Source organism: Bacillus sp. 5w2, from assembly GCF_054353775.1.
Genome location: NZ_JBTIWT010000015.1, coordinates 63,409 through 76,607, shown reverse-complemented (window position 1 = coordinate 76,607; position 13,199 = coordinate 63,409). Strand labels below are relative to the sequence as shown.

General features: G+C 33.6%; 9 protein-coding genes. 7 read left to right on the top strand and 2 right to left on the bottom strand.

The window, feature by feature from the left end; genetic code table 11:
* Nucleotides 1-69 precede the first annotated feature (69 nt).
* The 4 genes from ACXY7N_RS21740 (at nt 70) to ACXY7N_RS21725 (ending at nt 5,682) form a co-directional block, all read left to right on the top strand.
* On the top strand, nt 70-1,524 hold the full coding sequence (locus ACXY7N_RS21740) for an oligosaccharide flippase family protein (RefSeq protein WP_016085384.1): 1,455 nt from the start codon (nt 70-72) through the stop codon (nt 1,522-1,524).
* A 28-nt stretch (nt 1,525-1,552) separates the two neighbouring features.
* Entirely contained in the window at nt 1,553-2,374 is an 822-nt protein-coding gene (locus tag ACXY7N_RS21735; protein ID WP_016085383.1) for a glycosyltransferase family 2 protein, read from the top strand.
* Nucleotides 2,375-2,585: 211 nt separating this feature from the next.
* Complete coding sequence (locus ACXY7N_RS21730; RefSeq protein ID WP_016085382.1) at nt 2,586-4,139, top strand: ABC-F family ATP-binding cassette domain-containing protein; 1,554 nt, start codon at nt 2,586-2,588, stop codon at nt 4,137-4,139.
* A gap of 91 nt (nt 4,140-4,230) precedes the next feature.
* The gene (locus ACXY7N_RS21725; RefSeq protein WP_016085381.1) at nt 4,231-5,682 is read left to right on the top strand and encodes an ArnT family glycosyltransferase; all 1,452 of its coding nucleotides are present in this window, start codon (nt 4,231-4,233) and stop codon (nt 5,680-5,682) included.
* A 44-nt stretch (nt 5,683-5,726) separates the two neighbouring features.
* Here ACXY7N_RS21725 and ACXY7N_RS21720 read toward each other — a convergent pair whose 3' ends face one another.
* Nucleotides 5,727-7,166: a glycosyltransferase family protein gene (locus tag ACXY7N_RS21720; RefSeq protein ID WP_098985811.1), complete on the bottom strand. Its 1,440-nt coding sequence runs from the start codon at nt 7,164-7,166 to the stop codon at nt 5,727-5,729.
* Between the two features lie 302 nt (nt 7,167-7,468).
* On the opposite strand from ACXY7N_RS21720, the gene ACXY7N_RS21715 reads away from it, so the two are divergent.
* Both ACXY7N_RS21715 and ACXY7N_RS21710 read left to right on the top strand, forming a co-directional pair.
* A complete protein-coding gene (locus ACXY7N_RS21715; RefSeq protein ID WP_016085379.1) occupies nt 7,469-7,852 on the top strand; it encodes a GtrA family protein in 384 nt (127 codons plus the stop codon).
* Nucleotides 7,853-7,888: 36 nt separating this feature from the next.
* Entirely contained in the window at nt 7,889-8,860 is a 972-nt protein-coding gene (locus ACXY7N_RS21710; RefSeq protein ID WP_016085378.1) for a glycosyltransferase family 2 protein, read from the top strand.
* Nucleotides 8,861-8,890: 30 nt separating this feature from the next.
* Here ACXY7N_RS21710 and ACXY7N_RS21705 read toward each other — a convergent pair whose 3' ends face one another.
* Entirely contained in the window at nt 8,891-9,763 is an 873-nt protein-coding gene (locus ACXY7N_RS21705) for a TetR/AcrR family transcriptional regulator (RefSeq protein ID WP_098985810.1), read from the bottom strand.
* Nucleotides 9,764-10,062: 299 nt separating this feature from the next.
* Here ACXY7N_RS21705 and ACXY7N_RS21700 point away from each other — a divergent pair, with 299 nt between their 5' ends.
* Nucleotides 10,063-13,179, top strand: coding sequence for an efflux RND transporter permease subunit (locus ACXY7N_RS21700; protein ID WP_016085376.1), 3,117 nt, complete (start codon nt 10,063-10,065; stop codon nt 13,177-13,179).
* The last annotated feature ends 20 nt before the right edge of the window (nt 13,180-13,199 follow it).

Sequence of the window (13,199 nt, the reverse complement as noted above, 5' to 3'; positions counted from 1 at the left end):
CAAAAAAACTTACTATGACATAGCAAGTATTTTAATGAAACTGGATTATTTTAATGGAAAGGTGAAATTATGCAGAAATCAATTGCTTCAAATATTTTTTATAAAATACTGCTCAACACGTTTAATATTATACTTCCAATTTTAGTTGGTCCTTACGCATATCGAACATTAGGAGCAAATTCAATTGGAACCGTTAACCTTGCTGAAACTTTTTTCAATTACTTCTTCGTGTTCGCCGTATTTGGTGTATATCAATATGGTTTACGTGAAATTAGCTTAATTAAAAACGATAAAAAGAAAGTTTCTAAGTTATTTACAAGTCTCTATGTAATTAACTTCACAACTAGTATTTTAGCTTTATCAGCCTTTGTGCTCTTTAGTTATATTGGATTCGGACATGAAAGTCTATTTCCTGTTCTTCTTATTTTCGGTTTTAACTTTATATCTAATATGTTTTATGTGGAATGGTTCAATGAAGCATATGAAAATTATGACTTCATCACTAAAAAAACAGTTATCGTTCGATTAATCTATGTCGTACTTCTTTTCTCTTTCATTCATGGGGTCGACGATTACAAAACATTTGCTGGTTTATTAGTCTTATCGACATTTTTAAACCACTCTATTAGCTTTATATATGTGAAACGCCAAGTGAAATTTGATTTTTCCGACTTAACGATTATTCCTCATTTAAAACCGTTACTATTAGTCTTGATTTTTTCAAATGCTAATATTTTATATACTCAATTAGATCGTCTGGTTTTAGGAGTATATGTTGGAAAAGAAGAAGTTGCATATTACGTAATGGCTTTTCAAATTATGATGATTATTAATACACTTATGTTAAGTGTTGTACAAGTAACCGTTCCAAGACTGTCTTACTTATCAGGGAACGCATCTGAAATGGAATACGAATCATTATTAAACAAAATTTCAAAAGTATATTTCATTACCCTATTCCCTGCCTCAATTGGTTTAATGCTCATTGCTCATGGAGCTGTTGTTATTTACGGTGGACAACAATTTGCTGAGGCTGGTAATACATTAATTGTTTTCGCTTTCTATATGATTACAGTCGGTATTGAGTCCATTTTATCGAATCAAATTATTTATGTGAAAAAGAAAGAAAGCATTTTAGTGCGATTTTTATTCATTTGCGGATTTATCAACTTAGCATCCAATATTGCACTAATATACTTCCATGTACTTACACCAACAACCGCAATTTTCACAACAACAATTGCGAATTGTTTCTTAATCACATTTGAATATATTTATGTGAAAAAGAAATTAAAAGTGAACTATACTTTATTCGATATACAAAAACTTAAATATCTATTTTATTCACTAACATTTGTCCCGATAGCATTCGTTATTGATATGCTCGTATCTGGACAAATACTACAAGTTATCCTAGTAATAATAACGTGTGGATTAACATATGCCCTTATCCTCTTTATAACAAAGGATGAAATTCTCTTTTCACTACTTGAAAAGATATTAGGACGATTCAAAAAGGCTTAAACGCAATCTCTAAAAGGAGCTGTTAAACTTGAAATTTTCTTTAATCATGGCTACTTGTGGCAGACGTGATGATATTCTTGACTTACTAAAATCACTTGAACAACAAACTTACAAAAACTTTGAACTTATCGTAGTAGATCAAAATGATACGCCAATCTCTGATTTATTTGATGAATATAAAGAAAAATTTTCTATTCATTACATTTATACACCTATTAAAGGACTATCGAGAGCTCGAAATGCAGGCTTAAAAGTAGCAGATGGTGATTTCATCGCTTTTCCAGATGATGATTGTATTTATGAAACAAATGTTTTAGAGAGTATATTAGAAACTTTCAACTCTAATAAAGATGTTCATTTCATCTCAACAAACACTACAAATGTGGAAGGCACAGGTTCTTTAATACACGCACCGAATTCAGACATTATTTTAAATAATAAATATGGATTCATGGGACCTTCTTTCACACTATTCTTCACAAAACAATTTGTACAAGATGTAGGTACATTTGATGAAGATTTAGGTGTTGGTTCTGGCACGATTTATGGAGCTGGTGAAGAAACTGACTTTGTACTACGTGGTATGAAACAAAATTATACTGGTTTATTTAGAAAAGATCTGTTCGTATACCATCCTGTAAAAGAAGAAATTATTAATGAGCAATCATTAAAACGTGCCGTTTCTTATGCTGGTGGTTTTGGTAGAGTTATTCGCTTACACTATGGATTCCCTTATTTCTTACGTGCTGTCGCTGCGGCAACATTCCGTATGACACAAAATATTTCTAATGATAAGCGCAAATTCCACGCAAATCGCTTACGCGGAATTGTTCGTGGATATTTAAAATAAAAAGCAAGGTGTAACTACTTTTATTAAATGGTTACACCTTGTTTTTTATTTCTCCTGCATCGCTTATTTCTTACAAAGTAACCCATCATTCTTTTATAATCGCATCCCCCCTGCTGATCAATTACATTATATATTTTTGAAATGATAGCATTATATCCAAGAATTTAGTATCATGATTCAAGACACTATTTAGAAACGAACGGAGGATATTATGAGCTTATTAACTGTTGAAAAATTAGGCCATACATTTGGTGATCGTACATTATTTAGAGATGTATCCATGCGCTTACTCGCAGGAGAACATGTTGGATTAGTTGGAGCAAACGGTGTTGGTAAATCAACATTTATGAATATAATTACTGGTCAGCTTATCCATGACGAAGGCCGTGTAGAATGGACACCTGGTACAAATTATGGTTACTTAGACCAACATACCATTTTAACACCTGGTCGCACGATTCGTGACGTATTAGCAGATGCGTTTTTACCTTTATTTGAAAAAGAAAAAGCTTTAAATGAAGTTGCAGAAAAAATGGGAACCGCTACACCGGAAGAATTAGAGGAACTTCTTGAACAAATGGCAGAAATTCAAGATGCCCTTGAAGCAGGTGGGTTCTATTTATTAGATATTAAAATTGAAGAAGCAGCACGCGGCCTTGGAATTGATGCAATTGGTCTAGATCGTGATGTTGCGGCATTAAGTGGTGGACAACGTACAAAAGTATTACTTGCAAAGTTACTACTTGAGCAACCAGAAGTATTACTATTAGATGAGCCTACCAACTATTTAGACGTTGAACATATTCATTGGTTAACAAATTATTTAAAAGAATATCCACATGCATTCCTATTAATTTCCCATGATACGGAATTTATGAATAAATGTGTCGATGTTATTTTCCATCTAGAATTCACAAAAATGACGCGTTATACAGCAACATATGAGAAATTCCTAGAGCTGGCAGAAATCAATAAAAACCAACATATTAACGCTTATGAAAAGCAACGTGAGTTTATTAAAAAGCAAGAAGATTTTATTGCAAAAAATAAAGCCCGTTACTCAACGACAGGCCGTGCAAAGAGCCGTCAAAAACAACTTGATCGCATGGAGCGTATCGATCGTCCTGAAACAGCTATTAAGCCTGAGTTCTCCTTTAAAGAAAGCCGTGCAAGTAGTCGCTTTGTCTTCGAAGGGGAAAATGTAGAGATCGGATATACACATCCATTATTACCGAAATTAACAATGACAATTGAACGTGGTGAAAAAATTGCAATTGTTGGATGTAATGGTGTCGGTAAATCAACGCTATTAAAAACGATTTTAGGTAAAATTAAACCATTAAGCGGAAAAACAAGTCTTGGTGACTTCTTAAACCCATCATACTTCGAGCAAGAAGTAAAAGCTGATAATATAACACCAATTGATGATGTTTGGAATACATTCCCTAGCTTAGACCAACATCAAGTACGTGCAATGTTAGCAAAATGCGGTTTAAAAAACGAACATATCTCTCGTCCACTGAATCAATTAAGCGGTGGCGAACAAGCAAAAGTTCGTTTATGTAAACTAATGGGTGAAGAAAGTAACTGGCTACTCTTTGATGAGCCAACAAACCACCTTGATGTTACAGCAAAAGAAGAGTTGAAGAAAGCGATGAAAGCATACAAAGGGACAATTCTTCTTGTATGCCACGAACCAGACTTTTATGAAGATTGGATAACAAAAACTTGGGATGTAGAAAAATGGGCCCAAGAAAATTCTTAATCCCCTAACAACATCCCTTTACACTAATATTTAATGTGTAAAGGGATTTCGTTTTAAAATAACCATGCAATTTGATAAGGAGTTTTTAGTGATGCAACGCACAATCCCCCTAAAACTTAATACATTTTTTGTAAAGTGCTTATTAGTACTATGTCTAATTATTTCTGCTGCTATAACGTGGCAATCGATAGTGGTAATCCAAGAAAAAACCGACACACAGTCCTTTATTATAATCCCAATTATTATTATAATAGGTCTTCTATTTTTACTTATTGGGTATATTTTTAATACGTATATGTCTACATTTACATTTACCGTTTCACTTATTATTTTAGCTTTTTCTGTTCGATTAATTTGGGTTCTCAACGTTCCTACTCCTATCGAATCAGATTTTTCAGTGATGTACAATAGTGCTATTCAAGCCACTAAAGGCGATTTTAGTTTTGCACAAGATGACTATTATACTTCATGGGTTTATCAACTTGGATTTACAATGTACCAAGCACTCATTATTAAGTTATTCGGTGAAGGCCCTTTCCTTCTAAAACTTTTAAATATAATGTATTGCACAGGAACAACATGGCTAATTTACAAAATAACTTCATATGTTTTTAATGAGTGGTCTGGAAGAATGGCTGGATTGCTATATGCATTATATATCCCAAGCATTGTATTAAGCTCATTACTAACGAATCAACACATTGCCACATTTCTATTTTATCTTGGGTTTTATTTATTAATTACAAAAGGCCTAACCCATAAATATATGTGGATTTTTATAGGGATCTGCCTAGCTTTAGGAGATATTATGCGTCCACTTGGCGCTTTAGTTTTGATTGCAGTAGCCCTTTATGTCTTTTTACAAGGTATATTAGGAAAATCAAAACAGGATATTTTAACTTCTATAAAAAAATTGTCTGGGATTTTCATCATTTTTTACCTTGTTCATTACATTATAAGTTCTTCATTTATATCTGCCGGAATTACCCAATATCCGCTATCTAACAGGGATCCTCTCTGGAAATTCACAGTAGGACTTAATCACGAAACAAGAGGTGGATATTCTTCAGCAGATGTAGACTATGTTATGTCCTTTAAACTTGGAAAAGAACGAGAAGCCGTTGAGAAGAAATTAATTCAAGAACGACTAGCTGATCCACAAAAGGTTTTATCTTTATTTGGTGATAAATTCACAATTATGTGGGCAGATTATGATTCCGCTCCAGTATGGAGTCTGGCAACACTAAGTAACACAGAGAATGATATGATTACCTTACAAGAAGACCTTAAGATATACGATAAATATATATATATTACAACTATGTTATTTGGTACGTTAGCAACTTTTTATCTCTTATTAACTAAGCAAAATAACACACATTACACACTATTTTTATTATTAATAATTGGTTATATAACGATTCACTTCTTAATTGAATATCAAACAAGATATCGATACTTTATCATCCCTAGCTTTACAATCATTCAAAGTGCTGGACTATATGTAGTTTATCGTCTCGTGTCTAAAAGAAAGGCCAAATAAAAAAGGCATGAGCTCAGTGCAATACTGAGCTCATGCCTTTTTATTTATACTCTTTTTCTATTGTAAATGTGACTAATACCAAAAGCAGCTAAAAAGATCATAGGTATTGTAGCCGAATAATGATATCTCGGTGCTACTTCTACTATCATTTGTGCCATTGTTAGCCCAATCACATATAAACAAATAATTAAAAGTGAAGATTTATTTTTATTTTTTATAGCTACTAACGCTCCGAACAGTGAAGTAACTAGTAAAAAGTAATAGAAAACATTAGAAATTATAGTATAGCGTACTTTATGGTCCATAATTGGATCTGCATATTTAACAGCTTGATCATCATTCCCTAAAAAGATAATAAATTTATCATACATTAGTTTCCCGAAATCTATATCATCATTTTTGATTCTCTTTTTCGCCTCTTCAAGCATTTGCTTTTGAACGTCCTGAGCACTCCATCCTGGTTGACCACTATAATGATATAGTAATGCTGAATCTCCTGGATTCCATGTTCCTGAGGCTCCCTTATTAAATCCTACATGAATATTGTATCCCGGCACTGTTGCTATCTCTTCACCTAAACGTAATGTTACATAATGATTTACCGCCGAAGACATCATTAAATATCCAATAATGATAACCCCTACATATGCCACCTTATTAATAAGTAGCTTTTTATTTCCGATATGCTTTGTATCTATGATAAACATCCATATCGCTAAGGCTATAATTGGCACTGCTGCAATTGGTCTTGCCATATTTATTAATACAAGTAATGCAGCTAATAGAATTGAATACATCAGAACCTTTGCAATCGTTATATTTTCAAGTTTATCATAAACAATTATCATAATTGCCCAGGCTAATAATAGTATTGTACAATACAACGGTTCTGAAAGTGCAAACATGTTATACATCGTTTGTGATGGCAAGAGAATCCATAAAACACTTGCTGTTATCGCTGTTCTCACTCCACCAATTCTTCTAGCTATAAAATATATTAATCCCATCGAAATTGTAGTTAAAACAACATTAATAATTGGTGGAATCATAAAGTTTGCCCCAAATATTTTTAGGAAGATACTTAAGAATGAAGCATAACCAAAAATATGTGGAAATAATGCAACGTATCTATCATGAATAACAAAGTTGTCACCTAATGCTTTTGCTGTATTAAAAAAGGCTTCATAATCACCAATTGGATCAATCTTATATGTAAGAATCCACGCTGTTTTCACTGCTAGACAAATAATTAACAGTGCAAAAAAGCACATTTTTTCATTTAATCTTTCAAGATATAGCGATCCGCTACTAAGTATAAAGTTTCCAATTGTACATAAAAGTAAGAATCCAACTACTATCATTACATAATTGTATTTTTGAGTATCCGAAAAATAATCAAAAATTAATATCGCAACGAAAAAGCTATAAATGCCGTATATGGCACGTGTAGAAAAGGTTGAAAACAATCCAGAAAAACGTTCCAAAAAACTCACTCCTTAAAATCTTTATACGGGAAAACATTATATTTCCTAAAAAAAATACACTCCCAGCTACTATACATTAATATTACCATGATTTCCATGTTTGCTTTCATATTGCCCATTATACCAATTTAAAGTAACCTTTTTTATTATTGACAGATTTATTCTATATCCTAAAATGATATCCACTCAAAACATATAACATCTTAGCATAAACTATGCTATAATTGATAGTTGTTATGTATGAATAACCTTTCTACATTTCCTATTTTGTTTATATATTTTATAAAGATGAGGATACTATTATGGAGAAACTCTTAAAGTTTGGTTTAGTAGGAATCTTTAATACGCTCATTACAATTATTAGCTTTTGGATATTATTAAAATTCGGGATGAACTACCTTATTGCGAATACAATTGCCTATTTAATTGGTGTTGCCAATAGCTACTATTGGAACAAAAATTGGGTGTTTAAACCTAATAATAAAAGTACGTCAATGTTCTTTAAATTTCTAACTGTAAATTTAATTGTATTGGCTTTTAATACATTATGTTTATTTATATTAGTAGATAAACTTACCTTTAATGCATTAATTGCACAAATCTTCGCAATTGGTGTCGGAATGGTTATAAATTTTGTCCTTAATAAAATTTGGACATTCAACCAAACTGAAAAGACTACTAATTAAACTTGAACAACTTATTAAAACTACGGAGGATACAACATGCAAAAATTAATTTCGGTTGTAGTTCCTATGTACTTCGAGGAAGAAGTAGCACAGGAATGTTATAACCGTTTAAAGTCCGTTATGCTTCAAAATGATATTAATTACGAATTTGTCTTTGTGAACGACGGTAGTACAGACCGTACAATGGAAATCTTATCTGAGATTGCAGCAAATGATTACCGTACAAAAATCGTTAATTTCGCACGTAACTTTGGACACCAAGTAGCAGTTACAGCTGGTATTGCTGCTGCAAAAGGTGACGCTATTGTAATTATAGATGCAGACTTACAAGATCCACCTGAAGTTATTCCTGAACTTATTGCAAAATGGGAAGAAGGATATGAGGTTGTTTATGCAAAACGTAAACAACGTAAAGGTGAAACTTGGTTTAAACTTTTAACAGCTAAATATTTCTATAAATTCTTAAACTACATGTCTGATATCGATATCCCAAAAGATACTGGTGATTTCCGAATCATCGATCGCAAAGTAGCTGATGTTTTCAATCAAATGACTGAGCGAAATCGCTTCATCCGTGGTATGATGTCTTGGGTTGGCTTCCGCCAAACGTATGTTGAATATGAACGTGATGAGCGCTTTGCTGGTGAAACAAAATATCCATTAAAGAAAATGATTAAATTTGCATCAGATGGCATTATTGCATTTTCAACAAAACCGTTACGTATCGTTATGACTTTAGGATTATTATCAGTTCTCGTTTCAATAATTGTCTTACTATATACAATTACTGTAAAAATCATTGGCACTGGTACGCAAACAGGTTGGGCATCTATTATGGTTGCTATTACATTCTTTAGCGGTATTCAGTTACTTGGTCTTGGCATCGTTGGCCAATATATTGCTCGTATTTATGACGAGAGTAAAAACCGTCCAATTTATATCGTAAAAGAGACAATCAATATTGAGCAAGAAGAGACTACACAAACAAAAGAAAAAGTGAATGCATAATAAAAAAGGTAACAATGAAAGCTATCATTGTTACCTTTTTATATTGTAATACCCCATAAGCCTCAAACGAAATTCTTTTAAATTTGGATATATATCTAAATTAGATAGCATCCCTTGAATGACCGGGATCCTTGGATTTTGCAATCTCATTTCTGCCTCCAAAACATCTAATGTAACAAGCAATTCCTCATCTTCTAATTGATCAGCTAATGTACGCTTAAACACAATAATTTCTTTTAAAAAATGTTCCTTAACCTGCTCCTTAATAAGCTCTGATTTGCAAAGAAATTCTCCAAGCTTTTCTTCATGTAACACGGGTTCTTCCGAAGATTTTACCAATCCGTCTACTAAATCGTCCACTCTTTTCAAAATAAAAGCAGAGACATAAGATAAGTCAATTTCTGGAGCTTGTAAAATGATCAATTCTAAATATCCACGGCATATGCCTTCTACCATAATTACAAAATCTAATAAATATGGCATAACCTTATCACCATAAATAGACAGTAAACTATTCCTATAAAATGCGTGAGACTCTAACTTCATCCGCATCATAAACTCTTCCACTTCTTTATTAAAAGGAATAGCATTTTCTCTCGCATGCATAATAATAAATTCCTTATGCTTTTGTATATCGTTAAACTGGCAATACAATTGTTTTGCAAATTTTTCACGTGGTAATAATGATTCTTTATCAATATCCATCATTTTATTTTGAATCTTGTCATAGTAATATCGAAGTGTTGCTAATAAAAGCTCATCTTTCGATTTAAAATATAAATAGAAAGCTCCCTTAGATATGCCACATGCTGTCACAATTTCCTGCACTGATGTCGCATTTACACCCTTAGTCGCAAATAACTTCATAGCCATCTCTATAATTAAGCGCTCTTTTTCTTTCATATCGTCTCTCCTAAATTCAATCTCGCATCTTATTATGAATTTATCCCACTATTCGCTAGGCAGTAAGACTCCCACCTCAAAATTCAGCAAATGCAAGAAAGATAGGTGGGAGATAACTTAACTGCCCGTAAAAGCCCGATTGGTGAAGGCTAATAATCAGTGGGTGATGAACATAACCCCCACTGATTAAAGTTCCACTTTATTATACCATCTCTTTTCATTGACGACTGACCAATCAGTCAGTTATATTATGTATTAGACTGACCAGTTGGTCAATATGATAAAAAGGGAGCGCAAACATGAACAAAATCATTAATTTCTCATTAAAAAATAAGTTCGCAGTTTGGCTACTAACCATTATTGTTACCATTGCAGGTATTTATTCTGGGCTGAATATGAAGCTGGAAACAATTCCTGATATTACAACACCGGTTGTAACAGTAACTACGGTTTACCCTGGTGCTACACCAGAAGAAGTAGCTGACAAAGTTTCCAAACCGATGGAGGAGCAACTGCAAAATTTAAGTGGTGTAAACGTTGTTAGTTCATCCTCTTTTCAAAACGCATCTTCTATTCAGGTAGAATATGATTTTGATAAAAATATGGAAAAGGCTGAAACAGAAATTAAAGAAGCTCTCGCAAATGTGAAACTGCCTGAAGGCGTAAAGGATCCAAAAGTTTCACGTGTAAACTTCAATGCCTTCCCAGTTATTTCGTTAAGCGTAGCAAGTAAAAATGAATCTTTAGCTGCCTTAACTGAAAATGTAGAAAAAAATGTTGTTCCAGGATTAAAAGGACTTGATGGGGTCGCATCTGTCCAAATTTCAGGTCAACAAGTAGATGAAGTACAACTTGTCTTCAAGAAAGATAAGATGAAAGAATTAGGTTTAAGTGAAGATACTGTAAAAAATGTAATTAAAGGATCGGACGTATCTTTACCACTTGGCTTATATACATTTAAAGACACGGAAAAATCAGTTGTTGTAGATGGAAATATTACAACAATGAAAGCATTAAAAGAACTAAAAATCCCAGCTATTCCTTCATCACCGAGCGGTCAAGGTAGTCAAAATGCTGGAGCTGGTGCACAAACACCACAAATGAATCCAGCTGCTATGAACGGGATTCCGACAGTTACATTAGAAGAAATTGCTGACATTAAAGAAGTCGGAAAAGCAGAATCTATTTCTCGAACAAATGGAAAAGAAGCAATTGGAATTCAAATTGTGAAAGCTGCTGATGCGAATACAGTTGATGTTGTAAATGCAGTGAAAGATAAAGTAAAAGACCTTGAGAAAAAATATAAAGACTTAGAGATCATTTCAACATTCGACCAAGGTGCACCTATTGAGAAATCAGTCGAAACAATGCTGAGCAAAGCAATTTTTGGTGCTATCTTTGCGATTGTTATTATTATGCTGTTCCTACGAAATATCCGAACAACATTAATCTCTGTCGTTTCTATACCTCTTTCTTTATTAATTGCTGTACTAGTCATAAAACAAATGGATATTACGCTTAACATTATGACACTCGGAGCAATGACAGTCGCTATTGGACGCGTCGTCGATGACTCCATTGTTGTTATTGAAAATATTTACCGACGTATGTCGTTATCAGAAGAGAAACTGCGCGGGAAAGATTTAATTCGTGAAGCGACGAAAGAAATGTTTATCCCAATTATGTCTTCTACCATTGTAACAATTGCTGTATTCTTACCTCTTGGACTAGTAAAAGGTATGATTGGTGAAATGTTCTTACCATTCGCCTTAACTATCGTCTTTGCTTTATTAGCATCGTTACTAGTAGCGGTTACAATTGTACCAATGCTAGCTCATTCCTTATTTAAGAGAGAAAGCATGAGGGAAAAAGAAGTACATCATGAAGAAAAACCAAGTAAATTAGCAAACATTTATAAACGCATACTTGCATGGGCTTTAAATCATAAAATCATTACATCCAGTGTCGCTGTCCTTCTATTAGTAGGTAGTCTTGCACTTGTACCAATTATCGGTGTAAGTTTCTTACCATCTGAAGAAGAAAAAATGATTATTACAACGTACAACCCTGAACCAGGTCAAACGTTAGAAGACGTTGAAAAAATTGCAACGAAGGCTGAAAAGCACTTCCAAGATAATAAAAATGTCAAAACAATTCAATTCTCATTAGGTGGCGAAAACCCAATGAGTCCTGGTCAATCAAACCAAGCAATGTTCTTCGTGCAATATGATAACGACACGAAAGACTTCGAAAAAGAGAAAGAACAAGTCGTAAAAGATTTACAAAAGATGTCTGGAAAAGGCGAATGGAAAAACCAAGATTTCGGAGCGAGTGGCGGTAGTAACGAAATTAAACTATACGTTTACGGAGATAGCTCGGAAGACATTAAGCCTGTCGTAAAAGATATTCAAAATATCATGAAGAAAAATAAAGACTTAAAGGATGTAGACTCTAGTATTGCAAAAACGTATGCAGAGTACACTTTAGTTGCAGATCAAGAAAAACTAAGTAAGATGGGTCTAACGGCTGCACAAATTGGAATGGGACTTTCTAATCAACATGATCGCCCTGTTCTAACAACAATTAAAAAAGACGGTAAAGATGTCAATGTATATGTAGAAGCTGAAAAACAAAATTATGAAACAATCGACGACTTAACAAACCGAAAGATTACAACACCACTTGGTAATGAAGTGGCTGTGAAAGATGTGATGACTGTAAAAGAAGGAGAAACTTCGAATACAGTGAAACACCGCGATGGCCGTGTTTATGTGGAAGTAAGTGCAAAACTAACATCTGATGATGTTTCAAAAGCATCTGCTGCAGTCCAAAAAGAAGTAGATAAAATGGATCTTCCTTCTGGCGTGGATGTTTCTATGGGCGGCGTTTCAAAAGATATTGAAGAATCATTCAAGCAACTTGGCTTAGCGATGTTAGCTGCGATTGCCATTGTATACTTCGTTCTTGTCGTTACATTTGGCGGTGCTCTTGCACCATTCGCAATTTTATTCTCGCTACCATTTACAATTATCGGAGCTCTTGTTGCCTTACTAATCTCTGGCGAAACGTTAAGTGTCTCTGCAATGATTGGTGCGCTTATGTTAATCGGTATCGTTGTAACAAACGCAATCGTGCTTATCGACCGCGTTATTCATAAAGAAAATGAAGGTCTATCAACACGTGAAGCTTTATTAGAAGCTGGTGCAACACGCCTGCGTCCTATCTTAATGACCGCAATCGCAACAATCGGGGCCCTTATCCCGCTTGCATTAGGATTTGAAGGTAGCGGCTTAATTTCTAAAGGACTTGGTGTAACAGTAATCGGTGGATTAACAAGTTCAACGTTATTAACACTTCTTATTGTTCCAATCGTTTATGAAGCATTAAGCAAATTTAAAAAGAAAAAAGCAAAATAACAAAAAAATAACCTCGCTAA